This is a genomic window from Streptomyces lincolnensis, assembly GCF_021173675.1.
GTDB classification, from domain to species: Bacteria; Actinomycetota; Actinomycetes; order Streptomycetales; family Streptomycetaceae; genus Streptomyces; species Streptomyces lincolnensis_B.
Genome location: NZ_JAIHON010000014.1, coordinates 76,451 through 100,385, shown reverse-complemented (window position 1 = coordinate 100,385; position 23,935 = coordinate 76,451). Strand labels below are relative to the sequence as shown.

Annotated in this window: 27 protein-coding genes; 8 read left to right on the top strand and 19 right to left on the bottom strand. The window is 71.3% G+C overall.

The window, feature by feature from the left end:
* Positions 1 to 5: 5 nt before the first annotated feature.
* The gene (locus tag K4B79_RS36060; RefSeq protein ID WP_232031644.1) at positions 6 to 731 is read right to left on the bottom strand and encodes an NAD(P)H-dependent oxidoreductase; all 726 of its coding nucleotides are present in this window, start codon (positions 729 to 731) and stop codon (positions 6 to 8) included.
* 110 nt (positions 732 to 841) lie between these two features.
* Between K4B79_RS36060 and K4B79_RS36055 the strand changes: the two genes are divergently transcribed.
* Positions 842 to 1,729 (top strand): helix-turn-helix domain-containing protein, encoded by an 888-nt coding sequence (locus K4B79_RS36055; RefSeq protein WP_232031643.1) that lies wholly within the window; start codon positions 842 to 844, stop codon positions 1,727 to 1,729.
* A gap of 17 nt (positions 1,730 to 1,746) precedes the next feature.
* On the opposite strand, the gene K4B79_RS36050 is transcribed toward K4B79_RS36055, so the two are convergent.
* Together K4B79_RS36050 and K4B79_RS36045 are read right to left on the bottom strand one after the other, a co-directional pair.
* Entirely contained in the window at positions 1,747 to 2,472 is a 726-nt protein-coding gene (locus K4B79_RS36050) for a TIGR03943 family putative permease subunit (protein ID WP_232031642.1), read from the bottom strand.
* Complete coding sequence (locus tag K4B79_RS36045) at positions 2,469 to 3,488, bottom strand: permease (protein ID WP_232031641.1); 1,020 nt, start codon at positions 3,486 to 3,488, stop codon at positions 2,469 to 2,471. The genes K4B79_RS36050 and K4B79_RS36045 overlap by 4 nt, the downstream gene beginning before the upstream one ends.
* 210 nt (positions 3,489 to 3,698) lie before the next feature.
* On the opposite strand from K4B79_RS36045, the gene K4B79_RS36040 reads away from it, so the two are divergent.
* Positions 3,699 to 5,603 carry an NAD-binding protein gene (locus tag K4B79_RS36040; RefSeq protein ID WP_232031784.1) on the top strand — a complete coding sequence of 635 codons (1,905 nt, stop codon included), beginning with the start codon at positions 3,699 to 3,701 and terminating at the stop codon, positions 5,601 to 5,603.
* A gap of 111 nt (positions 5,604 to 5,714) precedes the next feature.
* Here the strand turns inward: K4B79_RS36040 and K4B79_RS36035 are convergent, their stop codons facing one another.
* Positions 5,715 to 7,529, bottom strand: coding sequence for a S9 family peptidase (locus K4B79_RS36035; protein WP_232031640.1), 1,815 nt, complete (start codon positions 7,527 to 7,529; stop codon positions 5,715 to 5,717).
* Between the two features lie 163 nt (positions 7,530 to 7,692).
* Here K4B79_RS36035 and K4B79_RS36030 point away from each other — a divergent pair, with 163 nt between their 5' ends.
* Both K4B79_RS36030 and K4B79_RS36025 read left to right on the top strand, forming a co-directional pair.
* Positions 7,693 to 8,067, top strand: coding sequence for a nuclear transport factor 2 family protein (locus tag K4B79_RS36030; RefSeq protein WP_232031639.1), 375 nt, complete (start codon positions 7,693 to 7,695; stop codon positions 8,065 to 8,067).
* Positions 8,068 to 8,120: 53 nt separating this feature from the next.
* A complete protein-coding gene (locus tag K4B79_RS36025) occupies positions 8,121 to 8,906 on the top strand; it encodes an SURF1 family protein (protein ID WP_232031638.1) in 786 nt (261 codons plus the stop codon).
* A 112-nt stretch (positions 8,907 to 9,018) separates the two neighbouring features.
* Here the strand turns inward: K4B79_RS36025 and K4B79_RS36020 are convergent, their stop codons facing one another.
* The 4 genes from K4B79_RS36020 to K4B79_RS36005 all read right to left on the bottom strand — a co-directional run bounded on the left by K4B79_RS36020 (position 9,019) and on the right by K4B79_RS36005 (position 13,597).
* Positions 9,019 to 10,179 carry a DUF4232 domain-containing protein gene (locus K4B79_RS36020; protein WP_232031637.1) on the bottom strand — a complete coding sequence of 387 codons (1,161 nt, stop codon included), beginning with the start codon at positions 10,177 to 10,179 and terminating at the stop codon, positions 9,019 to 9,021.
* Positions 10,176 to 10,772, bottom strand: a complete 597-nt coding sequence (locus K4B79_RS36015; RefSeq protein WP_232031636.1) for a SigE family RNA polymerase sigma factor — start codon at positions 10,770 to 10,772, stop codon at positions 10,176 to 10,178. Before K4B79_RS36015 ends, K4B79_RS36020 begins: the two co-directional genes overlap by 4 nt.
* 477 nt (positions 10,773 to 11,249) lie before the next feature.
* Entirely contained in the window at positions 11,250 to 12,320 is a 1,071-nt protein-coding gene (locus tag K4B79_RS36010) for an aspartate-semialdehyde dehydrogenase (protein ID WP_232031635.1), read from the bottom strand.
* Positions 12,320 to 13,597, bottom strand: a complete 1,278-nt coding sequence (locus K4B79_RS36005; RefSeq protein ID WP_232031634.1) for an aspartate kinase — start codon at positions 13,595 to 13,597, stop codon at positions 12,320 to 12,322. Before K4B79_RS36005 ends, K4B79_RS36010 begins: the two co-directional genes overlap by 1 nt.
* Before the next feature lie 198 nt (positions 13,598 to 13,795).
* Between K4B79_RS36005 and K4B79_RS36000 the strand changes: the two genes are divergently transcribed.
* Together K4B79_RS36000 and K4B79_RS35995 are read left to right on the top strand one after the other, a co-directional pair.
* Complete coding sequence (locus tag K4B79_RS36000) at positions 13,796 to 14,527, top strand: response regulator transcription factor (protein ID WP_232031633.1); 732 nt, start codon at positions 13,796 to 13,798, stop codon at positions 14,525 to 14,527.
* Entirely contained in the window at positions 14,524 to 15,876 is a 1,353-nt protein-coding gene (locus K4B79_RS35995; protein ID WP_232031632.1) for a sensor histidine kinase, read from the top strand. The genes K4B79_RS36000 and K4B79_RS35995 overlap by 4 nt, the downstream gene beginning before the upstream one ends.
* Before the next feature lie 51 nt (positions 15,877 to 15,927).
* Here the strand turns inward: K4B79_RS35995 and K4B79_RS35990 are convergent, their stop codons facing one another.
* Positions 15,928 to 16,437: an SgcJ/EcaC family oxidoreductase gene (locus K4B79_RS35990; RefSeq protein WP_232031631.1), complete on the bottom strand. Its 510-nt coding sequence runs from the start codon at positions 16,435 to 16,437 to the stop codon at positions 15,928 to 15,930.
* 162 nt (positions 16,438 to 16,599) lie between these two features.
* A complete protein-coding gene (locus K4B79_RS35985) occupies positions 16,600 to 16,788 on the bottom strand; it encodes a hypothetical protein (protein ID WP_232031630.1) in 189 nt (62 codons plus the stop codon).
* Between the two features lie 117 nt (positions 16,789 to 16,905).
* Here K4B79_RS35985 and K4B79_RS35980 point away from each other — a divergent pair, with 117 nt between their 5' ends.
* On the top strand, positions 16,906 to 17,622 hold the full coding sequence (locus K4B79_RS35980) for a sulfite exporter TauE/SafE family protein (protein WP_232031629.1): 717 nt from the start codon (positions 16,906 to 16,908) through the stop codon (positions 17,620 to 17,622).
* A 24-nt stretch (positions 17,623 to 17,646) separates the two neighbouring features.
* Here the strand turns inward: K4B79_RS35980 and K4B79_RS35975 are convergent, their stop codons facing one another.
* From K4B79_RS35975 to K4B79_RS35935, 9 genes are all read right to left on the bottom strand, one after another.
* Complete coding sequence (locus tag K4B79_RS35975; RefSeq protein ID WP_067437175.1) at positions 17,647 to 18,225, bottom strand: Uma2 family endonuclease; 579 nt, start codon at positions 18,223 to 18,225, stop codon at positions 17,647 to 17,649.
* A gap of 50 nt (positions 18,226 to 18,275) precedes the next feature.
* Positions 18,276 to 19,241 carry a hypothetical protein gene (locus K4B79_RS35970; protein WP_232031628.1) on the bottom strand — a complete coding sequence of 322 codons (966 nt, stop codon included), beginning with the start codon at positions 19,239 to 19,241 and terminating at the stop codon, positions 18,276 to 18,278.
* 294 nt (positions 19,242 to 19,535) lie between these two features.
* The gene (locus K4B79_RS35965) at positions 19,536 to 19,718 is read right to left on the bottom strand and encodes a DUF397 domain-containing protein (protein ID WP_079164707.1); all 183 of its coding nucleotides are present in this window, start codon (positions 19,716 to 19,718) and stop codon (positions 19,536 to 19,538) included.
* The gene (locus K4B79_RS35960; protein ID WP_232031627.1) at positions 19,711 to 20,184 is read right to left on the bottom strand and encodes a DUF5753 domain-containing protein; all 474 of its coding nucleotides are present in this window, start codon (positions 20,182 to 20,184) and stop codon (positions 19,711 to 19,713) included. Before K4B79_RS35960 ends, K4B79_RS35965 begins: the two co-directional genes overlap by 8 nt.
* 198 nt (positions 20,185 to 20,382) lie before the next feature.
* Positions 20,383 to 20,778, bottom strand: a complete 396-nt coding sequence (locus tag K4B79_RS35955; protein WP_232031626.1) for a hypothetical protein — start codon at positions 20,776 to 20,778, stop codon at positions 20,383 to 20,385.
* Between the two features lie 68 nt (positions 20,779 to 20,846).
* Complete coding sequence (locus K4B79_RS35950; protein WP_232031625.1) at positions 20,847 to 21,215, bottom strand: hypothetical protein; 369 nt, start codon at positions 21,213 to 21,215, stop codon at positions 20,847 to 20,849.
* Positions 21,212 to 21,874, bottom strand: a complete 663-nt coding sequence (locus K4B79_RS35945) for a DUF5063 domain-containing protein (RefSeq protein ID WP_232031624.1) — start codon at positions 21,872 to 21,874, stop codon at positions 21,212 to 21,214. Before K4B79_RS35945 ends, K4B79_RS35950 begins: the two co-directional genes overlap by 4 nt.
* Positions 21,867 to 22,466 carry a recombination mediator RecR gene (recR, locus tag K4B79_RS35940; protein ID WP_232031623.1) on the bottom strand — a complete coding sequence of 200 codons (600 nt, stop codon included), beginning with the start codon at positions 22,464 to 22,466 and terminating at the stop codon, positions 21,867 to 21,869. Before recR ends, K4B79_RS35945 begins: the two co-directional genes overlap by 8 nt.
* Positions 22,467 to 22,552: 86 nt before the next feature.
* Positions 22,553 to 22,900 carry a YbaB/EbfC family nucleoid-associated protein gene (locus tag K4B79_RS35935; protein ID WP_232031622.1) on the bottom strand — a complete coding sequence of 116 codons (348 nt, stop codon included), beginning with the start codon at positions 22,898 to 22,900 and terminating at the stop codon, positions 22,553 to 22,555.
* A 267-nt stretch (positions 22,901 to 23,167) separates the two neighbouring features.
* Here K4B79_RS35935 and K4B79_RS35930 point away from each other — a divergent pair, with 267 nt between their 5' ends.
* Positions 23,168 to 23,917, top strand: a complete 750-nt coding sequence (locus K4B79_RS35930) for an SLATT domain-containing protein (RefSeq protein WP_232031621.1) — start codon at positions 23,168 to 23,170, stop codon at positions 23,915 to 23,917.
* Positions 23,918 to 23,935 lie beyond the last annotated feature (18 nt).

Genomic DNA, 23,935 nt, shown 5'->3' with positions numbered 1-23,935 from the left:
GGAGTTCAGCTCCGCTCCGGCGCCTCGAACGGCACCGGCGCCGACGTGAACAGGGCGTCCAGGCGCCGCCCGTACGCCTCCCGCGCGGCCGCGAACGCCTCCGCCGGGAGGGCGTTGGCCTCGGGCACCGTGAACGGCCGGAGCGGTGCCATGCCGGTGAACCGGAACAGGCCGTGCTGGAGCGGGTGGAGGATGTCCTCGATGCGGCCGTGGATGCCCTGGTCCGAGAAGGACCGCTCGCGGGCGCCGTAGGTCACCGAGAGCAGGGCGCGGCGGCCCGAGAGCGGGGCGCCCTCGCCGTAGGGCGGCGGAACCTTCGGGCCGTAGGCGAAGCCGCTGGTGAAGACGCGGTCGATCCAGCCCTTGAGGATCGCGGGGGCGGAGAACCACCACATCGGGAACTGCAGGATCACCGCGTCGGACCACCGGAGCTTGTCCTGCTCGGCGGCGATGTCCGGGGCCAGCCGGCCGGAGAGGGTGGCCTCCTCGGAGGCGTCCATCACGTGCAGCCGACGGTCCGCACCGAGGAGGCGGGCCTCGTCGCCGGCCGGGAAGTCGTCGGCGTCCACCGTCGCCTTCCATTTCATCGCGTACAGGTCGGAGACCCGGACCTCGTGCCCCGCCGCACGGAGGTGGTCGACCGCGAAGGCGGTGAGGGCCGCGTTGAGGGAACGGGGTTCGGGGTGGGCGCTGACGACGAGGATCTTGCCGCCGTGATCGGTTTCCTTCATACGGCCACGTTCTCCCGGGCCCGGGACGGTAACCAGAACCCCCTCGAACCGTCGGTGTCCCGGTCCTGGTACTGCGAGGCCCCCTCACGCGGCCCCGCATACTGGAATCCATGGACGGCGTCGGCGGCAAGGGGACCGGGATCGGCAGCGGCATCGGTACCGACATCGGTATCGGGGACGGCAAGGCGCTCGGCGGCTTTCTGCGCGCCCGTCGCGGGCGGGTCGCGCCGGAGCGCGCGGGCCTGAAGGGCGGCGGCCGACGGCGCGTGCGCGGGCTGCGGCGCGAGGAGCTGGCCCAACTGGCCGGGATCAGCGTGGACTACTACGTACGGCTGGAGCAGGGCCGCGCGACCCAGCCGTCCGCCGAGGTCCTCGACGCGCTCGCCCGCGCGCTCGGCCTGGACACGGCCGAACGCCGGTATCTCGACACCCTGGCCACCGGCAGGCCCGAACCCGCGCCCCGGGTGCGGGTCGGCCCGGTGCTGTCGCGGGCCCTGGAGGCCATGGCCCCGCTGCCCGCCTTCGTCACCGACCACCGCCTCGACGTCGTCGCCTGGAACGACCTCGGCGCCGAGCTGATGGGCGGCCTCGCCGATCCGGCCCGCCGGGACCGCAACAACGCCCGGTTCCTCTTCCGCGACCCCGCCGCGCGCGACCTGCACCCCGAGTGGGAGGAGCGGGCCGCGGAGGCCGTGGGCCAGCTGCGGGTGGCCGCGGCTCGCTACCCGGACGACACCGAACTCGCCGCGCTCATCGGCGGGTTGGCCGCCGACAGCGTCGACTTCCGGCGGATCTGGGACTCCGGTGAGGTCGTGATGTGCGCGGCCGGACGCAAACGGCTGCGCCACCCCGCCGCCGGACTGCTCGACCTCGACTTCGAGACCCTGCACGTGCCGGCAGCGCCCGGAGAGAGCGGCTTGGTCATGCACGTCTTCAGCGCGCCGCCGGGCAGCCGGGAGGCCGCCGCGCTGGAACGGCTCGCGACGGCCCTGGTGTAGCGGTCAGTTGTTCCAGGTCAGTTGTTCCAGGTCTCGTCGTAGGGGTCCTGCGGTGCTCGGACCGGAGCCGCGGCGGAGACCTGGAGGAAGGGAATCGGGCCGTTGTTGACCGGGTCCTCGGCCTGCCGGGCGGTGTAGGTGCCGGTGACCTCCAGCCAGGTGTCCGGTTGCAGCACCGGCGGGATCCGGCCGGTGAGACCGACCTTCACCGGCTGCGCGTCGGCCGCGCAGCAATTGAGCGCCATCCGCACCAGGTAGGGGGTGCCCGCCTTGTCGAGGGCGACGAATCCGGCCACCTTGATCTGCCGGCCCTTCAACGTCCGCCCGTGGTCGTAGACCGCGCGGCCCGCGTAGTCGACCAGGCTGAGCCGCAGCGCCCCCTCGGGCGGCAGATCCGCGTAGCCGTACGGCTGTTGCAGGGCGGTGCCGGTGCGCAGGGCGCTGTAGGAGCCGAGGGCCGGCGGGGCGACCAGGATCAGCGCGAAGAGGGGGAGCACGAGGAGCCAGGAGACGCGGGGTTCACGGTGGCCGTGGCCGTCCTCCGCGTGCCGGGGTGCGGCCTTCCGGGCCCGCCACTCGTACCAGACGGTCGCCAGCGCGGCCGCGATCAGTACGACGCCGGAGGCCAGCAGCATCGGGCGCAGGCCGACCTTGACGTAGCGCAGGTACAGGTCGGTGAAGCCGGCGTGCAGCAGGGACGCGCCGAGCAGGAACAGGACCGCCGCCTGGGCCTGCCGGCTCACAGGAGCACCGCCCCGGTCAGGACGGACACGGCGACGGCCAGGACGAAGGTGGCGGGGGCGAACCGCAGCGCGAAACCGCGGCCGAAGGTGCCCGCCTGCATCGCGAACAGCTTCAGGTCGACCATCGGGCCGACCACCAGGAACGCCAGCCGCGCGGTCAGCGAGAACTGCGACAGCGAGGCTGCCACGAACGCGTCCGCCTCCGAGCAGATCGACAGCAGCACGGCGAGGACCGCGAGCGCGAGCACCGACACCACCGGGTTGTCCGCCGCCGCGCTCAGCCATTCCTCCGGTACGACGGCCTTGAGCGTCGCCGCCGCCATCGCGCCCACGACCAGGAATCCGCCCGCGTGCATCACGTCGTGCCGGACCGACCCCCAGAACGCGGCGCCCCGGCCCTGGCCGTCGTAGGACGAACGGGCCGGTGGGCGCAGCCAGTCGGCGCGGCCGAGCCGCTGCCACAGCCAGCCCATCGCGCACGCCACCAGCAGGCTCGCGACGAGGCGGGCGAGGACCATCTCGGGGTCGTTCGGGAAGGCGACGGCGGTCGCCGTCAGGACGATCGGGTTGATCGCGGGGGCGGAGAGCAGGAAGGTCAGCGCGGCGGCCGGGGTGACGCCCCGCCGCACGAGCGCTCCCGCCACCGGCACGGACGCGCACTCGCAGCCCGGCAGCACCACGCCCGCCGCACCGGCCACCGGCACCGCCAGCGCGGGCCGCTTCGGCAGCGCGCGGGCGAAGAACGACGGCGGCACGAACACCGCGATGGCCGCCGACAGCAGCACGCCCAGCACCAGGAAGGGCAGCGCCTGCACCATCACCGCGACGAACACGGTCATCCAGCTCTGCATCACCGGCGCGGACAGCGCCTGCCGGATCGGGCCCTGCGCCAGCACCAGCAGGATCAGCAACAGGGTCAGTGCGAGCGGCGAGTTCAGCCGCGGCCCCTCATGGTCAGCAGGCGGCGGTCCCGCGCGCTCGTCGGCGGCCGGCGGCGCCGGCTTGGTGATGGCCACGGGCGAGGTACCTCCGGCGGTGCTCAAAAGTGCTGGACTCCCTCCCCATGCATACGGCAACGGGGCCCGGCCCGCTCACTTCGCACCGGAATCAGCATGCATTCGGCGTGCATTCGGCAGGCACACGATGGCACCGCCCGCCCCGGTAAGGCAGTCTCTTCCCTTGTGACCGTTCCGAATCAGAGTCCGCCGGGTGACCCGGGCGCACACATGGTGGTCTGCGGCGACGACGGACTCGCGCACCGGCTGGCCGCCGAACTGCGCGGTGTCTACGGCGAGCAGGTCACGCTCGTCGTGCCGCCCTCCGAACGCACGGTCCGCACCCCGGTGGTCGGCCGGGCCCGCGCGGCCTCGGCGTTGCTGGACCGGATGGTCAACGCGGCCGTGGGCCGGGCCGGCGGCACCGCCGGTGAACCGTCCGGCGGTGTGCGCCTGGTGGAGGCCGCCGAGGCGACCGAGGCCGCGCTCGTCGAGGCGGGCGTGGACCGTGCGGCGGCGCTGGCCCTCGTCTACGACGACGACGAGACCAACATCCGCGCCGCTCTCACCGCCCGCCGGATCAACCCCCGGCTGCGGCTCGTCCTGCGGCTGTACAACCGCCGGTTGGGCCAGCACATAGAGGAACTCCTCGACCAGGCCGCCGCGTTGGCCACCGGCGGCACCACGGGCCCGGCCGCGGCCTACGACGCCTCCACGACCGTGCTGTCCGACGCCGACACCGCCGCGCCCGCGCTGGCCGCCACCGCCCTGGTCGGCACCAGCAAGGTCGTCCGGACCGACGGGCTGCTGCTGCGCGCGGTGGAGCGACCGGCACCGGGGCCCGGGGAGACGGCCGCCCCGGGCCTGGCCACACTCGCGCTGCTCTCCGCGACCGGCACCGACCCCACGGGCGCGGACGCCCCGGAGAGCGCCGAAGACCGCGGGCCCCAGCTGCTGCCCGACGCGGCGGCCGTCCGGGCCGCCACCGGGCGCGGGACCGTGGTGCTGGAGCAGGTGTCCTACTCCGGGCCCGCCCTGCCCTCCGGACGCGGCATCGTCCCCCCGTTCGCCTCCCTGTTCTCCCGGCGGCTGCGCTGGTCGCTGGCCGGTCTCGTGGGCGCCGTGCTCGCGCTGGCGGTGGCGCTGTGGCTGGTCACCGACATGCACCCGCTGGGCGCCTTCTACCTCACGCTGCTCGATCTCTTCGCCATCGACGACCCCGCCCTCGGCCAGTCCACCGGCCGGCAGATCCTCCAGCTCCTGTCCGGGCTGGTCGGCCTGCTCCTCCTGCCCGTCCTGCTGGCCGCGGTGCTGGAGGCCCTGGGCACCTTCCGCACCGCCTCCGCCCTGCGCAAGCCCCCGCGCGGCCTCGGCGGCCACGTCGTCCTCCTCGGCCTCGGCAAGATCGGCACCCGGGTGCTGACCCAGCTGCGCGAACTCAACATCCCCGTGGTGTGCGTCGAGGCCGACCCCGACGCCCGCGGCCTGCCCATCGCACGCCGGCTGCGGGTCCCGGTCGTCCTCGGCGACGTCACCCAGGAGGGCGTCCTGGAAGCCGCCAAGATCCACCGCGCCCGCACCCTCCTCGCGGTCACCAGCGCCGACACCACCAACCTGGAGGCCGCCCTCTACGCCCGGTCCGTACGGCCCGACCTCGGCGTCGTCCTGCGCCTGTACGACGACGACTTCGCGACCGCCGTGTACCGCACCCTGAGGGCCGCGAACCCCCGGGCCTCCACCCGGAGCCGCAGCGTGTCCTACATGGCCGCGCCCGCCTTCGCCGGGGCCATGATGGGGCGGCAGATCCTCGGGGCCATCCCGGTCGAGCGGCGGGTGCTGCTGTTCGCCGCGCTGGAGGTGGGCGGGCATCCCCAGCTGGAGGGCAAGACCGTCGGGGAGGCCTTCCGGGCGGGGGCCTGGCGGGTGCTGGCCCTGGACACGGCTGCCTCCGGCGGAGGGCGGCGGGAGCAGGGGGCGGCCGAGGAGCCGCGGGTGTCCGGGGACTCCGGGTTGGTGTGGGACCTCCCGGACACGTATGTGCTGCGCGGCTCGGACCGGGTGGTGCTGGCGGCCACCCGGCGAGGAATGGCGGAACTGCTGGGCCGGCGGGCGCGGAGGGAGCGGGCGGGGGCGTGACGGCACCCGGTGTTGGTGCTCGGGGCTGGATTTCGCTCGCCCGCGCTAGCCGGGTGCCGCCTCTCTGTGGGACGGGCGCCGCCCCAGCGGCACGATTGCCCGCAGCTGTGGCTAGGGCAAGTGCCTCTCCGCGAAGTCCAGTTCCAGCCGCACCTGCTTGATCCGCTCGTCCACCACCAGCGAGCCGTGCCCCGCGTCGTACCGGTACACCTCGTGCACGGCCCCTCTCGACTCCAGCCGCTTGACGTAGTTGTCGATCTGGCGGATCGGGCAGCGCGGGTCGTTGACACCGGCGGAGATGTACACGGGGGCCTTGACCTGGTCGACGTAGGTCAGCGGGGAGGACGCCTCGAACCGCTCGGGCACCTCCTCCGGCGTGCCGCCCAGCAGCGTGCGGTCCATGGCCTTCAGCGCCTCCATCTCGTCGTGGTACGCGGTGACGTAGTCGGCGACGGGCACCGCGGCGATGCCGAGGGTCCACGCGTCCGGCTGGGTGCCGAGACCGAGGAGGGTGAGGTAGCCGCCCCAGGAGCCGCCGGTGAGGACCAGCCGGTCGGGGTCGGCGAGGCCGGAGGTGATGGCCCACTCGCGGACGGCCGCGATGTCCTCCAGCTCGATCAGGCCGACCCGGTGCTTGAGGGCGTCGGTCCAGGCGCGGCCGTAGCCGGTGGAGCCGCGGTAGTTGACGCGGACGACCGCGTACCCGTGGTCGACCCAGGCCGCCGGGCCCGCCGCGAAGGCGTCGCTGTCGTGCCAGGTGGGGCCGCCGTGGATGTCGAAGACCGTGGGGAGCGGGCCGGTGGCGCCCGCCGGCTTCTGGACCAGGGCGTGGATGCGGCCGCCGGGGCCCTCCACCCACACGTCCTCCACCGGCACCGATCCCGGGGACTTCATGCCGGGCGGGTCCAGGACGACCTTGCCCGTGGTGGAGCGGACGGTCGACGGTTCGGCCGCGGAGGACCAGAGGTACTCCACGCTGCCGTCCGGGCGGGCCGTCGCCCCGGACACAGTGCCGAGCGGGGTCGGGATCCTGACGAGCTCACGGGTGGCCAGGTCGTAGCGGAAGAGCTCGCCGCGGGCCTTGTGGCTGTGCGAGACCAGCAGGCCCGAGCCGTCCGGGTACCACTCGGCGCCGACGTCACCGGGCAGGTCCAGGGCGAGGTCGCTCTCCTCGCCGGTGGCCACGTCCCACACCAGGGGCTCCCAGCGGCCCCGGCGCTGGTGGCCGATGAGCAGCCGGGTGTCCCCGTCGACCGGCGCGAAGCCCAGCACCTCCAGGCCCAGCTCCTCGGTGCCGCCCTTGGTGTCGTCCAGTTCGGCGACCGCCGTGCCGTCGGGGCGCAGCACGCGCAGCGCGGAGTGCATCGCGTCGCCGTGCTCGGTGTGCTCGATCGCGATCAGCGAACCGTCGTGCGAGAGGTCGCCGACGCCGGCCGACTCGCGGTGGCGGTAGATCTCCACCGGCTCCTCGCCGGTGCGCGCGAGGTGGATCGTCGTACCGTCCTCGTCGGTCGAGCGGCCCACCACCGCGGTGCGGCCGTCGCGGCCCAGGGCCAGACCCGCCGGGTAGGACGCGTCGAGACCCGGGGTGGCGAGCTCGTCCTCACCGCCGCCGAAGGGCTGTCGGCGCCAGACACCGAACTCGTCGCCGTCCTTGTCGTCGAACCACCAGACCCACGCGCCGTCCGGGGAGAGCACGCCGTCCGTGGTGCCGTTCGGCCGGTCGGTGACCTGGCGCTGTGCGCCGGTCGCGCGGTCCCACGCGTACAGCTCGTACGTCCCCGTCGCGTTCGACACGAACAGCGAGCGGTCCGGTGCGTCCTCCGCCCAGTCGGGCAGCGACACCCGTGGGGCCCGGAAGCGCTTCTCCCAGGCCGGCATCTCCTCGTTCCGCGTCTGTGCGGCGGACCCGTTGCTCTCAGTCATGGCCCCATACTGCCCGCACCGGCCGACAAAGCGACGCCCCGGCCCCCAGCCTGTGGACAACTTCGACCGGCCTCTTCCACTCCCCTTACGTTTGCGCGGGCCGGCGCCGGGGCGGGTGCCCTCGGAAGGCCGATTGTCAGTGGCGGGGTGCAGACTTCTCCGCATGACCGAGCTGCGCAAGACAGTGGAGAACTTCTGGGCCACCGCCGAGGCCCGGGACTGGGACGCGTTCGCGGACACGCTGGCCGAGGACGTGGTGTACACGCTGCCGCAGACGCGGGAGCGGATCAGTGGGCGGGAGCGGTACGTCGAGTTCAACCGGGAGTATCCGGGCGACTGGCACCTGCGGATCGAGCGGATCGTCGCCGAGCCGGAACAGGTCGTCACCTGGGCCCACTTCACGGTGGGGCTGGAGGAGATGTACGCCATCTCGTTCTTCACGGGGGACGAGCAGGGCCGGATATCCGCCGTCACGGACTTCTGGCCGGAGCCGTACGAGCCGCCCGCGGGCCGGGACCATCTCGTCGAGCGGTACTGACCGGTGCGACCCCGCGGGGCCGCTCACCGGCGGTGCCCCGTACCTTTGAAGGCGTGTACCGGTTTCTGCTGACGCCCCGATGGTGGGGGATCAACGTCTTCGTGCTGCTCGCCATCCCCTTCTGCGTCTTCATGGGGTCGTGGCAGCTGAGCCGCTTCGAGGACCGGGTGCAGGGCCACCAGAGCGCGGAGGCGCAGGCCTCGGCCAACGAGAAGCAGGCCGCGCGGCCGCTGACGGAACTGCTGCCGGTGGACAAGGCGACCTTCGGCAAGCAGGTCACCGCGACCGGGCGCTACGACCGGCAGCTGCTGGTGCCGGACCGCGAACTGGACGGCCGCGAGGGCTACTACGTCCTGACCCTGCTGCGCACCGACGGCGGCAAGGCGCTGCCCGTCGTCCGCGGCTGGCTGCCCGGCAGCGCCGATCCGGCGAAGGCTCCCGCCGCGCCGCGCGGGGAGGTCACCGTCACCGGGGCCCTGCAGGCGTCCGAGACGCCCGGGGACAACGGGGTCAGTGCGCGGGGCGGGCTGCCCGCGGGCCAGACCGCGGCGATCAGTGCGGCCTCGCTGGTGAACCTGGTGCCGTACGACGTGTACGACGCGTGGGTCACGCTGGACACGGCGGACTCGGGGATGACCGCCGTGCCGGTGAGCGCGCCCGCCGACACGGGGCTGGACCTGAAGGCCTTCCAGAACCTGGGGTACACCGGGGAGTGGTTCGTGTTCGCCGGGTTCGTGGTGTTCATGTGGTTCCGGCTGCTGCGGCGCGAGGTGGAGTTCCTGCGGGACGCCGAGCTGGGTCTGGTGCAGGAGGAGGACAAGGAACAGGTGGCTGTCTGACGCCGGTGAGCACCATCAGCCCGTCCGGCGATTGAGGACGAGGCCGTTCAGGCCGAAGCGGGGGTCTGGGGGTGGCAGCCCTCAGCGAGGCCCGCGCCAGCACACGGTGCCGTCACGCCCCGGCCAGCACTCCCGTCCAGTAAACCGTCCCCGCACACGCGTTGGAGATCGTCGCCGAGTCCGACGGTCCTCCGCCCTCCGCGGTGTTGGTGATGACGACACTGCCGTCGGCGGTCCCGTCGGCCGCGCTGAGCTGGGTGGACGTGCCGGTGTCGCCGCCGGTGGAGGTGCCGCCGTCCGCGGAGGTGTTGTCCGTGGGCGTGGGGTCGGGCGTCGGCTCGGTGGTCGGGTCGGTCACGGTGGGGCAGGTCTCCGAGGGCACCCAGGCGAACTTCACCTGGTAGGAGGAGCCCGGCTTGAGCACCAGCGACGCGACCTCCAGGGCCGGGTCGGGAAGGCTCGCCGCCGGGTCGCCGACGACATGCCGCAGCGTGCCGATCTTGCCGGCGTCCGCCGCGCCCTGGGCCGCCGTGAACACGGATCCGGGGCCGCCGACCGTGCAGTCGGCGCCGGAGGTGTTGGTGAAGGTGAAGGTGCCGTAGACCGAGCCGACGGAGTCGGGGGCGTCGACGGTGTGGGTGGCCGAGCCTAGCTCGGCGGCCGTGCAGAGGGGGACTCCGGCCGCGCTGGTGGCGGACGGGTCGGCGCCGCTGCTCGATCCGGTGCCGGTGCCGGTCCCCTTGCCCTTGTCCTCCGGCTTCTGGTCGTTCTTGCCCTTGTCCTCGGTCTTGCCCGCGGAGCCGCCGGAGGTGCTCTCGCCGCCGTCCGGGCCCTTGCCCGCACCGGCGCCGCCCTGGGCCTGCGAGTAGTGGCCGGCCATGGACGGGTCGGCGTCGGTGCCGGTGGAGTTGGAGACGTGCAGCAGGGCCGGGACGGCGGTGCCGACGAAGAGCGCCGCGGCCGCCATGCCGACGACCGCCTGCCGCTTGCGGGCCCGGCGGGCGGGCACCGCCTTCCGCAGGTGGTCCAGGGTGCCGTCGCGCGGCTCGATCTCCTGGACCGCCTGGTGCAGCAGGTTGCGCAGTGCCAGCTCGTCCGAGTCGAGCCCGGTGGGACTCTGGTCGTCGAGGCCGTGGTTCACAGTTCCGTTCCCAGCGTGCGATTGCTTCGGCGCCTGCCTGTCCGACAGCTCTGTCGGCTCGCGCCATTCATAGGGCTCGTGAGGGACGTGCAGGTGACGTCGCCCCTCGGTGCCGTCCTTGTCCGTGCTCATGCCGGTGCCTCCATGGCGACCCGCAGGGCGGCGATGCCGCGCGAGCCGTACGCCTTGACGGAGCCCAGCGATATCCCGAGCGTCTCGGCGACCTGCGCCTCGGTCATGTCGGCAAAGTAGCGCAGGACGAGGACCTCGCGCTGGCGGCGCTGGAGGCCCTTCATCGCCTTGATCAGGGAGTCGCGCTCCAGCTGGTCGTAGGCACCCTCCTCGGCGCTGGCCATGTCGGGCATCGGCTTGGAGAGCAGCTTCAGGCCGAGGATCCGGCGGCGCAGGGCCGAGCGGGAGAGGTTGACGACCGTCTGGCGCAGGTACGCGAGGGTCTTCTCCCGGTCGCGGACGCGTTTGCGCGCGGAGTGGACGCGGATGAAGGCCTCCTGGACGACGTCCTCGCAGGAGGCGGTGTCGTCGAGGAGGAGGGCGGCCAGGCGCAGCAGCGAGCTGTAGTGCGCCCGGTAGGTCTCGGTGAGGTGGTCGACGGTGGTCCCCGCCGCCACCGTGTCCTCCGCGCTGTCGCGCTGGTTCGGGATGCGGGCGGGCCGCGCGGCGGGCATGGGCGCGATCACCGGCATGCCGCCGGGCGTACCGGGCATGCGGGGTCGGAGCGCCGCGCCGACCGGCCGGAGGGCCGTGCCGCGGGGAGCTGCAATGAAGTCGAGTACCTCAGCCACGCCAGTTGGACACACGTGACCCCGTCAGGGTTGTACGCGACTGTCCGTCTTCTGTCAGGCAGCACAACCGACCGTGCGTCAAAGGCGCTCATGGCCTACCCGCTCTTCCCCTGTGTCCCGAATGACCGGAGCGTCCCCACGCCCCGTGAAGCATCCCCGCGCCCCCTGAAAGGGCGTCCGCAAAGACGCTCCCCGCCCTCCGCGCGGTTGCGGAGAACGGGGAGGCAAATTTTCGAACGCCTGGACGGCGGGATTCAAGTGGTACGGACCATCGCCCGCATCACACGTTTCACGTAGATCCTACAAATGAATGCGGTTTCGGCCAGGACTTTTCCGGCGACAACCGCTCCCATCACCGCGTGTCTCGCGTTACACCCAGCGTCGCACGCGACTGAAACGTCACAGGAACTCCGCCGCCACCAGCTCGGCGAGCTGCGCGGTGTTGAGCGCGGAGCCTTTGCGGAGGTTGTCCCCGCACACGAAGAGTTCGAGGGCGGTGGGGTCGTCGAGGGCCCGCCGGACCCGGCCGACCCAGGTGGGATCGGTGCCCACGACGTCGGCGGGCGTGGGGAACTCCCCCGCCGCCGGGTCGTCGAAGAGGACCACACCGGGGGCGGTGGCGAGGATCTCGCGCGCCCTGCCGACGGTGACCTCGTCCTCGAAACGGGCGTGGACGGTGAGGGAGTGCACGGTGACCACCGGCACCCGTACGCAGGTCACCGCGACCGGCAGCCGGGGCAGTCCGAGGATCTTGCGGGACTCGTTGCGGACCTTCATCTCCTCGGACGACCAGCCGTCCTCGTCCAGGGACCCGGCCCACGGCACGACGTTCAGCGCGACCGGCTCCGGGAACGGCCCGGTGTTGTCCCCCACGGCCCGCCGTACGTCACCGGGACTGGTCCCGAGTTCCGTGCCGGCGACCAGGGCCAGCTGCTGGCGCAGGGTGTCGACGCCGGCGCGCCCGGCACCGCTGACGGCCTGGTAGCTGGACACCACCAGCTCGCGCAGCCCGAACTCGGCGTGCAGCGCGCCGAGGGCGACGATCATGGAGAGGGTCGTGCAGTTGGGGTTGGCGATGATGCCGCGCGGCCGGACCCGGGCCGCGTGCGGATTGACCTCGGGCACCACGAGCGGCACGTCCGGGTCCATCCGGAAGGCGGCCGAGTTGTCCACGACGACCACCCCGCGCGCGGCGGCGATCGGCGCCCAGTGCGCGGCCACCTCGTCCGGTACGTCGAACATGGCGACGTCGACCCCGTCGAAGGCCTCCTCCGACAGGGCCACCACCTCGACCTGCTCACCGCGCACGGCCAGCTTGCGGCCGGCCGAGCGCGGCGAGGCGATCAGTCGGATCTCGCCCCAGATGTCCGCGTGCTGGGACAGGATCTGGAGCATGACCGTGCCGACCGCCCCGGTCGCCCCCACGACCGCGAGCGTCGGCCTGCCGGTACGCCCGGCACCCTCGGTCATCAGCGGCCGGTGCCCCCGTAGACGACGGCCTCGTCGCTGTCGGAGTCGAGCCCGAAGGCGCTGTGCACGGCGCGCACGGCCTCGGCCACGTCGTCGGCACGCGTGACGACCGAGATGCGGATCTCGGAGGTCGAGATCAGCTCGATGTTCACGCCCGCGTCGGACAGTGCCTCGAAGAAGGAGGCGGTGACGCCGGGGTTGGTCTTCATCCCGGCGCCGACGAGGGAGATCTTGCCGATCTGGTCGTCGTAGCGCAGGGAGTCGAAGCCGATGCCGGCCTTGTTCTTCTCCAGGGCGTCGATGGCCTTGCGGCCCTCGGTCTTCGGCAGCGTGAAGGAGATGTCCGTCAGGCCCGTGGAGGCGGCGGACACGTTCTGCACGATCATGTCGATGTTGATCTCGGCGTCGGAGATCGTGCGGAAGATCGTGGCGGCCTCGCCCGGCTTGTCCGGCACGCCGACGACCGTGATCTTGGCCTCGGAGGTGTCGTGCGCGACACCGGAGATGATGGCCTGCTCCACCTTCTGGTCCCCTTGCTCGATCGGCTCACTGCTGACCCATGTGCCCCTCAGCCCACTGAAGGAGGAGCGCACGTGGATCGGGATGTTGTAGCGGCGGGCGTACTCCACGCACCGGTGGAGCAGCACCTTCGAACCGGAGGCGGCGAGCTCCAGCATGTCCTCGAAGGAGATCCAGTCGATCTTCTTCGCCTTCTTGACCACCCGCGGGTCGGCGGTGAACACACCGTCGACGTCGGTGTAGATCTCGCAGACCTCGGCGTCGAGGGCGGCCGCGAGGGCCACCGCCGTGGTGTCGGAGCCACCGCGCCCGAGCGTGGTGATGTCCTTCTTGTCCTGGCTGACGCCCTGGAAGCCGGCGACGATGGCGATGTTGCCCTCGTCCAGCGCGGTCCGGATCCGGCCCGGGGTGACGTCGATGATCCTGGCTTTGTTGTGGACCGAGTCGGTGATGACGCCTGCCTGGCTGCCGGTGAAGCTCTGGGCCTCGTGGCCCAGGTTTTTGATCGCCATGGCCAGCAGTGCCATGGAGATACGCTCTCCGGCGGTCAGCAGCATGTCGAACTCACGCCCGGCAGGCATCGGCGATACCTGCTCGGCGAGATCGATCAGCTCGTCCGTCGTGTCGCCCATCGCGGAAACGACGACGACCACCTGGTGGCCGTTCTTCTTCGCTTCCACGATCCGCTTGGCGACGCGCTTGATGCCCTCGGCATCGGCTACGGAGGAGCCTCCGTACTTCTGCACGACAAGGCCCACGTGCGCTCCTCGCTCAGTCCGTGTGTGTCGGCTCAGTCTAACGAGCAGCCGAAATCCGCCTCCGCGTTCCCGCATGGTGAGACGTCCGGCCACCCGCTCTCGGACTGCACATGCCCTGGCCACACCACCGACACTCGGAAAGTGCCGCGGGTCACAGGAGGAGTCTGTGAATTAAGTTTCAAGCACTAGTGTGCGGCTGTGCACGTTCTACTCGTGGAAGACGATGAGCCGGTCGCCCAGTCGCTGCGGCGCGGCCTGATCCGCTACGGCTTCGAGGTCGACTGGGTCTCCACGGGCGCCGCCGCGCTGGCCCACCCGGAGCCCTACGACGTCGTACTCCTCGATCTCGGGCTGCCCGACACCGACGGGCTGGACGTCTGCAAGGCGCTGCGCGAGCGCGGTGACGTGCCGATCATCGTGATCAGCGCGCGCAGCGACGAGACGGACCGGGTGGTGGGTCTTGAGCTCGGCGCCGACGACTACGTCTCCAAGCCGTTCGGGGTGCGCGAGGTCATCGCGCGGATACGAGCGGTGATGCGACGCGCGCAGCCCCGTACGGAGGCGACCGCTTCCGCGAACGGTGCCGCGCCCGCGCCGCCCGCCCCCGACCGCTACGGCTCCCGGCTGACCGTCGACCGCAAGGCCGCCCGGGTCCGCCTGGACGGCGAGGAGGTCGCCCTCGCGCCCAAGGAGTACGACCTGCTGGCCTTCCTCACCGAGGAGCCGGGCGCGCTGATGTCGCGCGAGCAGATCATGGAGGCGGTCTGGGACGCGAACTGGTTCGGGCCGACGAAGACGCTGGACGTGCATGTGGCGGCGCTGCGGCGGAAGCTGAAGGGCGCGATCACGATCGAGGCGGTCCGCGGGGTCGGCTTCCGCCTGGAGATCGTCCAGGACGAGGGCGGCGAAGGCGACCGAGGCGTTTCATGAACCGCCAGCTCATCCGCAGCTACATCCTGCTCGTCGCGGTGGCGATCTTCCTGTTCACGGTGCCGGTGGCGTTCACGCTCACCGATCAACTGCGGGGCGACACCCTCCAGTCCGTGAAGCGCGAGGCCCAGACCATGGCGCTGCTGCTGAACGGCGACGACACCGCCTCCTGCGAGGCCCTGGCGAAGATGGCCACGGCGTACCGCGAGGAGACGCACGGCACGGTCCAGGTGACGCCCACCCCCGCCTGCAAGCCGGACCTGCCGCGGCCCGAGCGGGACGCGGACCTCACCCGGACCGTGCGGGACGACACGCCCACGCACGACTGGGGTTCCGACTTCATCTGGGGCGATCACCTGGTGGTCACCGTCCCCGCGGACCACGGCGCCGCCGTACGCATCGCGTACCCGACCTCGGAGATGACCTCCAGGCTCTGGCAGATCTGGGGCTTCCGCGCCGGCCTCGCCGCGCTCGTGCTGGCCGCGGCCGCCGTGATCGGCGGGTTCGCCGCCCGCCGTATCACCGCGCCCCTGCGCGAGCTCAACGACATGGCGAGCAAGTTCAGCGACGGCGACCTGACCGCGCGCTCCCCGGTCACGGGTCCGCCGGAGACGCAGACCCTGGCCCGCACCCTGAACCAGGGCGCGGAACGGCTGGACACGCTGGTCGCCTCGCAGCGGATCTTCGTGGCGGACGCCTCGCACCAACTCCGTACCCCTCTCACGGCGTTGCGGCTGTCCCTGGACAACATCGCGGACGGCGTGGACGACGAGTTCGTACGCGAGGACGTGGAGCAGGCGACGGCCGAGGTGGTCCGGATGAGCCGGCTCGTCAACGGCCTGCTGGTGCTGGCCAGGGCCGAGGCGAAGGTGACGGCGCCGGAACCGCTGTCCCTCGGGGACATCGTGGACGAGCGCCTTGCGGTGTGGAGGCCGGCCGCCGACGAGCGCGGAGTCACCGTCGCGCCCATGGGGAGTATCGACGGCCGGCTGCTGGTGATGTCCTCGCCCGGTGCCTTGGACCAGGTGCTGGACAACGTGCTCTCGAACGCCCTGGAGGTCTCACCGGACGGCGGCACGATCACCGTTCGGGCTCAGGGGCGGGGCGACGAGGTGGTGCTGTCGGTGCTCGACGAGGGCCCCGGCATGTCGGATGCCGAGAAGTCCCGCGCCTTCGACCGCTTCTGGCGTGGTCAGGGCCTGACCGGCCGCGCCGGTTCGGGCCTCGGGCTCGCCGTCGTCAAGCAGTTGGTGACCGACGACGGCGGAGCCGTGACGCTGCGGGACGCTCCCGGAGGCGGGCTCTGTGTGGAGATCCGCCTGCGGGCCGCGCCGCGAGGTGGGGGCTGAGCCTGGGGGGAGTGGGCCCAGCCCCGGTCCGGTGGCCCCGGGGGGCCGGGCTCACTTCTCCGGCATCGCCGAGGAGTGGTGGTTGACGATCAGCCACTTGCCGCCGATCTTCTCGTACGTGTAGGTGTAGCGGGCCTCGACGTCGCGCTTCTCACCGGTCTTCTTGTCGGTGAGCGTGAACTTGTACACCCCGGTGTCGATCGCCGAGTTGCTGTCGAGGACGTTGACGATCGTCTTGACCTTCGTACCGACCGGCTTGTTCGCCAGGAAGTGGTCGAAGTAGTCGACGATCTCGGCTCTGTCCGTGCGGACCTGGTTGGAGACGGTGGGCAGCAGGACCGCGTTCTTCGCGTACAGGTCCGCGACCTTGTCCGAGTCACCGGTCTGCAGCGCCGCGTTCCAGGTGTCGAAGAGCGAGGCGATCTGTGCCTGGGTCGCCTTCTTGCCCTTGGGCGCGTGCTCCGGACCGGCCATGCTCACACCGGCGGTGACGGCGCCGGCGGCGACCAGGGTGGCGGCGGTGACGACGGCTGCGCGCTTGGTTATGGAACGACGGGTCATCGCTGTCTCCAGTGCTTGCGGTTCGGCTGGTGGCTCTCCCTCCGCGTTCTGTGCGGTGTGGAGTGACTCCAGATTCGCGTTCCGCCGGTTAGGGCCCGTGCAGCCGACGTACAGGGCCCGGACAACTCACGACCAATTGACGTTCCGTGATCCTTGGATCACTCAGCGCGCGGAGACCGTCCGCCGCCCCCGCAGCAGGCTCACCCCGGCCCCCAGCGACACGACGCCCATGCCGACGGCCGTCATGACGCCCTGCGCGCCGTCCACTGCGAAGAGGGCGGCCGCCGCCACGACGAGGTTGAACAGGAAGAGGAACCACAGCACGGGCTTGGAGGAGAGCAGCAACTTCATGACGTTTCCTTCGGTACGGGGTCGTTGACCTGGCGAGATCAACGATTCCGTGTCCGGGGGCCGGCCACGAGGGAGCGCCCTCCCGGACCGGGGGTGGAGTGCGCTACACCTTGGGCCATGACCTATGCGCTCCTGCCGGCGATCGTGCTGCTCGGCTCCTCCGTCCAGTGGCTGACCGGCATGGGCTTCGCCCTGGTCGCCGTCCCCGCGCTCGTCCTGCTCCTGGGCCCCGCGGACGGCGTGACGCTCGCCAACTGCGCCTCCGGCGCGATCTGCGCGGTGGGCCTGAGCACGGGCTGGCGCCAGATCCGCCTCACCGCGATGATCCCGCTCTGCGTGGCCGCGGCCTGCACGGTCCCGGCCGGCACCTGGCTGACCCGCCGACTCCCCGAGCCCGTCCTGCTGCTGGTCATGGGCGGCCTGGTGACGGCGGCCGTGGTGCTGGTCATGCGCGGCGCCCGCATCCCCGCCCTGCGCGGCCGCCGGGGCGCGGTCGCGGCCGGCGCGGCGGGCGGGTTCATGAACGCGGCGGCGGGAGTCGGAGGACCCCCGGTGTCCCTCTACGCGGTCAACGCGGGCTGGACCGTACGGGAGTTCGTCCCGAACGCGATGTTCTACGGCGTGATCGTGAACGCCTTCTCGGTGGCCTCGAACGGCTTCCCGCACCTGACCGGGCCCCAGTGGACCTCGGTGATCGCCGCCATGCTCGTGGGCGGCCTCATCGGCAGAGCCCTCGCGGGCCGCCTCCCGGAGGAACGGGCCCGACTCCTGGTGCTGTCCCTGGCATTGGCGGGCGGGATCACAACGATGACGAAGGGGCTGTGGGGTCTGTGACCGCGGGCTTCGTGGGCCCGCGGTTCAGTCCACGAACTCCTTGAGGGGCTCGGTGTCGAGGGTCATGTTCACGGGCTCGGGCAACTTGACGGAGGCACCGAAGGGCAGCTTCTCTTCGTGGCGGTACCTGCCGTCCTCGGGCTGATTGAAAACGACGACCGAGCAGTCGTCGCGGTCGATGAGGAGGTAGACGGGGATGCCTGCGGCGGCGTAGCCATCGGGCTTCTCGACTCGGTCACGTCGGTTGGTGTCGGAGTCGTAGGACGTGATCTCTACGGCCATCAGGGTGCTGTCGGCCTCCGACCACTCACCGTCCCCCTTGAGACCACCGACACGAACGAGCACACCGTCCGCGCGAGCGCGCCCCTTCCGGTAGCGCTCCGTCTTCAGACCACTCTCGGCGTGCAACCAGAGATCAGGACGATGCTGCATGCACACTCGTTGCAGCCAGGCGATCATCTCGCGATGGTTACCGTCCGCCATGGGCTTGACCACGACCTTCCCATTGACGAACTCCAGCCACACGGTCTCCGGGGCATGGCGTTCGAGTTCCTCGAACTCCTCGACAGACATTTGGGGCTGCTGCTCGGTCCTGGGGGTCATGGCGTCGCCTCCTCGGCTCCATGATGCCCCGACCGGCGCCTCCTGCACGCTCACCGCAGACCCGCAGCGCGGCGCAGCGCCTCGACGCGTTCGGTGACGTCGATGACCTCGTCGGCGCCCGGGAGAGCACTGCTACCACGCGGGCCTGGGAGGAAGGTGTCCGGGACGGCCCCGTAGACCGGGCCCTCCGCCTCGATCAACTCGATGCACTCCCGGCACAAGCCGCTCACGATCTCCGTTGTCCGCTCGTCCGCGTCACACAGACCACAGGCCATGATCACGCGGCTGACATGAGCGCGCCGGGCAGCCTTCTGCCGGATCTTCGCCTTCTTCGGGGGCATCTTGTTCTCCAGTCGGTTGCGGGCGAGTCCGCCCGGGTTGTCGACGGTGGGCGGCAGTCCGTCGGTCAGGGCCCTGGTGATGTCGAGTGCCGTCGCCCCACGCGACAGCCACTCCTGAGCGAGTGCTTCGAGAGAACGGCAGTCGCCGTCGGACAGCGGCATACGAGCGTCGACCGAACGAAGGTCGGCGAGCGCCCGGTAGGCGTCGCTGGGCTGCTCGACCGGCTCCTCCGCCTCGGGCTGCTCGACGCCCGAGACCGCTTCCTCGATTTCCTCGGTGTCCTCGACCCTCGCCAAGCCCGGCATGTGGTCCTCGGTCACGTCCTTGCCGTGCCGCTCCCGCGCGAAGTCCTCCCACCACTCGACGGACCTGCGGGTACGCGACCAGTACGTGCGTGTGACCCACCGCATCGAGTCGTCCTCGACGGTGATGTGTTCCTTGATCCAGCGCAGGTGGCCGGCGAGGGTGATACGGCCCAGCGAGGTGCGGACGGCCTGCTGGCCGTAGCGGGGGTGCACGGCGGCGATCGCCTTGTAGCCCATCGCGTGGCCCTCTTCGAGGTGGTCGACGAAGACGGCGATCTCGCGGTCGCGGGGGCTCAGGTGTGCGAAGTCCGCGTCGGCGTGCGGGTCTTCGTCACCGGTGAGGCGTTTGCCGTAACCCGTTTTGGCCATGGGATGGGACGGGGACGGCAGTGCAGGGCTAGGCTGGGCGTAAGCCACGATCGAGGTCCGTTCGATCTGTAGGTCAGGCCCCGGAGCCGGTGTTGGCGCACCGACCGGGGCCGAACTATTTGCTTGTTTGCCGCGAACCTAGAGCGGTATTACGTTCCGACGCAAGCCGATCACGGAACGTCACCCGTTCGAGGTACGACGCCTCAACTCACGTACAGACTTGGTTGGTTGGGTTGGATTTCAACCAGACCAGAAACCCAAAAAACCCCATGGGAAGAGCTCGAAGCCCGAGGCTCAAGCTCCGGGCTGAACTGCGGAAATGAACGCCTGCCAGGCAGGAGCGGCAAGGGTGATCTCAGGACCGGCGGCGAGCTTGGAGTCACGGACGTGGGTACGATCGGCGAACGCGACTTCGACGCACGCACCGCCCTCGCTGTCGCTGTAGCTCGACTTGAACCACTTCAACTGGTCACTCACGACTGTCCACCATCCGCTCGATGAATCGGGCCGACTCGCCGGGGGCGAGAGCCTGCGTGCGGATCATGCTAAGCCGCTCCGTCACGCGGCTGACAGCCCCCGGATCGGCATACATCTCGCTGGCCAACGGCCCTTCTGCGAAGGCGAATCGCTCGTGATCACGGGTCTCCAGGAGCACCATGGGTCCTGTGAGTGCGGCGGGGACAGCCCGTTCGAAGGGCAGCACCTGCACGACCACGTTCCGCATCCGGGACGCCTCCAGCAGTCGGCGCAGCTGTTCGTCATCCACCTGCGGGGAACGCAGTGCGGCTTCGTAGATGACAAAGCTCAACCCCACCGTCGGCCTCTGCTGAGTGAGGATCGCCTGCCTCTCCATGCGTGCCGCGATCCGCTCCTCGACCGTCTCCTCGTCCAGGGGCGGGATGCGGTTATCGATGAGGGCACGCGCGTACGCCTTCGTCTGCAACAGCCCAGGTACAAGGGAGACTTCGTACGACCAAAGACTGGTCGCCTCCCGGCGGAGCCTGTGGCAGCTCGAACGCCTCCGGTGGGAGGGCCAGGGACTTCTCCGTGTAGTGCGCGACCGCGCCGTCCCCGGTGACTGCCTGCCGGCTGGATCCGGCCGCAGCGACTGAACGGTCCCCGGCCGCCTCCGCCGCCCCGCTCACGCGTCCCCCGTCGACACCGCCCCGATGTCGCCCCCGGCCGCGACGGAACGCTCGCCGGAGGCGGTGACGGGTCCGCGCGTCGGGGGCGGGGGTGAGGTGGGCATCGTGGCCGGGGGTGTCAGGGAGGCCCCGTCCCCCGTCACGGCGGAGCCGATGCCGCCGCCCGCGGCGACCGACCGCGTACCGCTCGCGGTCACCGCGGCCGTGGGCGCCGGACCGAAGAGGGCGTACGCCGTCAGCGCCAGCCCGAGCAGCCCCGCCGCTCCCCCGGCCACGCTCGCCCAGGGATCCGCCGCGTCGACGTCCAGCAGGCCCCCGACGACCAGTCCCACGGCCCCGGCGACGAAGAGGCCGATTCCCGTCCGTACCAACACACTTGACCGACTCGCCATACGACCATCATGAGACAGGCCGACGGTCCGCGGGGGCAGGTCGGCGGATCACACCCGTCCGCGGAGCGTCACGAGTCCCTGGACCAGCTCCGGAGCCGTGCCACGCACACGGCCGCCGCGACCGCCCCCGCCGCTCCGACGGCGCCCGCGGACATCAGACCGCCGGTGGAACGCCAGGACAGGGCCGACCACTTGGACTGTGCCGAGAGTACGGAGCCCGTGCTCAGGACCGATCCGGTCGAGATCCAGGACAGGGCGGAGCCGATCGAGGCGACCGACAGGGCGCTGCCGATGGAGCCGATCGAGAGGGCGGAGCCCACGGAGCCGATCGAGAGCACCGAACCGACCGAACCGATCGACAGGACCGAGTCCTTGGACCACAGGGACAACAGGGAGTTGGTGGAGGAGCGGGGTGACCGTAAGGCCGGCGCGGTCACTGCTTGACCGTCCGCATTCCGAGCGGCTCGCCGATCTCCTCCGCCATCACCTTGCCGGCCTCGAACTCCAGGGTCTCGTCCCCCATGGCCTGGTCGGTGTCGAGGCCGTCCAGTTCCTCCAGGGGCTGGTTCAGGCGGACATGGGCGACCACCGACTGCAGGGCCCTGAGCGTCGCCGACGCCGTGGAGCCCCAGTTGGAGAAGTAGGAGAACTGCCACCACCACAGGGCCTCGGTGGTGCGGCCGGCACGGTAGTGGGCCATGCCGTGGCGCAGGTCGGCGACGACGTCGGCGAGGTCGTCGGAGATCCGGGCCGGCACGGGGGCCTTGCGGGGCTCGTAGGGGTCGAAGACCTCGGAGTAGACGTCGACCGGCTCCAGCAGGCGGGCGAAGTTCTCGCGAAGCTGGTCGACGTCCGGTTCCGGGCCCAGGTCGGGCTCGTAGCGCTCGTCGGGGACGATGTCCTCGTGGGCGCCCAGGCGGCCGCCGGCCAGGAGCAGTTGGGAGACCTCCAGGAGGAGGAAGGGCACCGCCGAGTCCGGCTCGTCGCCCTTGGCCACCTCCGTGACGGCCACCAGGAAGCTCTCGACCTGGTCGGCGATCTGGACCGCGAAGTCGTCCGGGTTCTGGCTGTTCGCGTGCAGTGTGGCGTCAGACATCTAGGAGTCGTCTCCCCTCGAAGGCGCGGCCGAGGGTCACCTCGTCCGCGTATTCCAGGTCGCCACCCACCGGGAGGCCGCTGGCCAGGCGGGTGACCCTGAGGCCCATGGGCTTGATCATGCGGGCGAGGTATGTGGCCGTCGCCTCGCCTTCGAGATTCGGGTCGGTGGCGAGGATCAGCTCGGTGACCGTGCCGTCCGCCAGCCGCGCCAGAAGTTCTCGTATCCGCAGGTCGTCCGGGCCGACGCCCTCGATGGGGCTGATCGCGCCGCCGAGCACGTGGTAGCGGCCGCGGAACTCGCGGGTCCGCTCGATCGCCACCACGTCCTTCGGCTCCTCCACCACGCAGATGACGGACGCGTCGCGGCGGGTGTCACGGCAGATGCCGCACAGCTCTTCCTGTGCCACGTTGCCGCAGGTCGCGCAGAAGCGGACCTTCGCCTTGACCTCCATCAGGGCATGCGCCAGACGCCGAACGTCCGTCGGTTCCGCCTGCAGGATGTGGAAGGCGATCCGCTGCGCGCTCTTGGGACCGACGCCGGGCAGCCGTCCCAGCTCGTCGATGAGGTCCTGGACCACGCCTTCGTACAACGGACTGCCCGTCCTTCCTGGGGGTTCCTACTGTCCGTACCGTAGTTGGCCGCTGCCCTTCTGAGGAAGGCCGACCGGCTCGTGGACTAGAACGGCAGGCCGGGGATGCCGCTGCCGCCGCCACCCAGGCCCTGGGCCAGCGGGCCGAGCTTCTGCTGCTGGAGGGTCTGCGCGTTCTCGTTGGCGGCCTGGACCGCCGCGACGACGAGGTCGGCGAGGGTCTCGGTGTCGTCCGGGTCCACGGCCTTCGGGTCGATCTTCAGCGCGCGCAGCTCGCCGGCGCCGGTCACCGTCGCCCTCACCAGACCGCCGCCGGCCTGGCCGTCGACCTCGGTCCGCGCCAGTTCCTCCTGCGCGTTCGCCAGGTCCTGCTGCATCTTCTGGGCCTGCTGCAGCAGCTGCTGCATGTTGGGCTGGCCACCACCGGGGATCACGATCAGCTCCTTGTGTCGGGACTGCTTTTCCCGTTCAGGACGAGCCTACGTGGTCTGTGCGGCCGTCGCCCCAGCACTCTTTCGGGTGAGACCACCCTGCGTCCTATACCTGATCAAGGCCCCCTTCCGAGCGGAAAAGAGGCGAAACCCGGGCCTTCGCCACCCGCCCGGCGGTAGGAAGGATGCGGCGCATCAGCACCAGGCGTCACGGTGTCGCTGTCAGGGTGTCACGCAATGTGAGCATTCGGGATCAGTAGGGAGTGCCGGGTGGGTCAGCCGGAGATGCAGCCCGAGGGTCCGCCTCAGGACGGGCGGGGTGAGGGTGCGGCCGGGCTGCGGCCCGGCGAGCTGACCGGGCGGGCGTTCCCGCTCGGCGACTGGGGCGAGCCGGCCGTACGGCTGGACGAGCTGTACCGGTGGGTGGAGCGCGGGGCGCTGGAGACCGCCGCCTGGTATCTCGCGGACCGGGTGTGGAAGCGGCGCGGGGCCCGGGTCCTGCGGGCCGGCGCCGCGTTCGGGGCCGTACTGGGTGCCGCGCTGCCGCTGCTGGACATGACCGGTGTGATGGGCGGCGTGGCCCCCTGGGGGTATCTGGCCCTGCTGCTGGGGGTGTCCTGTGTCGCCGGGGACCGCTACTTCGGCGTGACGTCCGGCTGGATAAGGGACGTGGCCACGGCCCAGGCCGTGCAGCGGCGGCTTCAGGTACTCCAGTTCGACTGGGCCTCCGAGAGTGTCCGCGAGGTCCTCGGCCCCGCGGACGGCACGGCGAGCGAGGCCGCCGAGCGCTGTCTCGGGGTGCTGCGCAGGTTCTCCGAGGACGTCACCGAGCTGGTCCGGGTGGAGACCGCCGACTGGATGGTGGAGTTCCGCACGGGCGCAGCCCCCATGGGCATCCAGGGCGCGATCGCCTCCGGCAACCGCCAGGAGATCACCGGCCCCCAGGGACGGCTCCCGCTGCCTCCCGGGGGCACGGCCCGCCCGAACATGCCCCGGCAGCGACCGCCCGAGCCCCGGTGACCGACGCGGGCGGGTGAC

Coding starts and splice junctions, on each gene's coding strand:
- K4B79_RS36060 (WP_232031644.1), bottom strand. CDS start 731: ATGAAGGAAACCGATCACGGCGGCAAGATCCTCGTCGTCAGCGCCCAC.
- K4B79_RS36055 (WP_232031643.1), top strand. CDS start 842: ATGGACGGCGTCGGCGGCAAGGGGACCGGGATCGGCAGCGGCATCGGT.
- K4B79_RS36040 (WP_232031784.1), top strand. CDS start 3,699: ATGGTGGTCTGCGGCGACGACGGACTCGCGCACCGGCTGGCCGCCGAA.
- K4B79_RS36035 (WP_232031640.1), bottom strand. CDS start 7,529: ATGACTGAGAGCAACGGGTCCGCCGCACAGACGCGGAACGAGGAGATG.
- K4B79_RS36030 (WP_232031639.1), top strand. CDS start 7,693: ATGACCGAGCTGCGCAAGACAGTGGAGAACTTCTGGGCCACCGCCGAG.
- K4B79_RS36020 (WP_232031637.1), bottom strand. CDS start 10,179: ATGAGCACGGACAAGGACGGCACCGAGGGGCGACGTCACCTGCACGTC.
- K4B79_RS36015 (WP_232031636.1), bottom strand. CDS start 10,772: ATGCCCGGTACGCCCGGCGGCATGCCGGTGATCGCGCCCATGCCCGCC.
- K4B79_RS36010 (WP_232031635.1), bottom strand. CDS start 12,320: ATGACCGAGGGTGCCGGGCGTACCGGCAGGCCGACGCTCGCGGTCGTG.
- K4B79_RS35995 (WP_232031632.1), top strand. CDS start 14,524: ATGAACCGCCAGCTCATCCGCAGCTACATCCTGCTCGTCGCGGTGGCG.
- K4B79_RS35990 (WP_232031631.1), bottom strand. CDS start 16,437: ATGACCCGTCGTTCCATAACCAAGCGCGCAGCCGTCGTCACCGCCGCC.
- K4B79_RS35985 (WP_232031630.1), bottom strand. CDS start 16,788: ATGAAGTTGCTGCTCTCCTCCAAGCCCGTGCTGTGGTTCCTCTTCCTG.
- K4B79_RS35980 (WP_232031629.1), top strand. CDS start 16,906: ATGACCTATGCGCTCCTGCCGGCGATCGTGCTGCTCGGCTCCTCCGTC.
- K4B79_RS35975 (WP_067437175.1), bottom strand. CDS start 18,225: ATGACCCCCAGGACCGAGCAGCAGCCCCAAATGTCTGTCGAGGAGTTC.
- K4B79_RS35970 (WP_232031628.1), bottom strand. CDS start 19,241: ATGGCCAAAACGGGTTACGGCAAACGCCTCACCGGTGACGAAGACCCG.
- K4B79_RS35955 (WP_232031626.1), bottom strand. CDS start 20,778: ATGGCGAGTCGGTCAAGTGTGTTGGTACGGACGGGAATCGGCCTCTTC.
- K4B79_RS35945 (WP_232031624.1), bottom strand. CDS start 21,874: ATGTCTGACGCCACACTGCACGCGAACAGCCAGAACCCGGACGACTTC.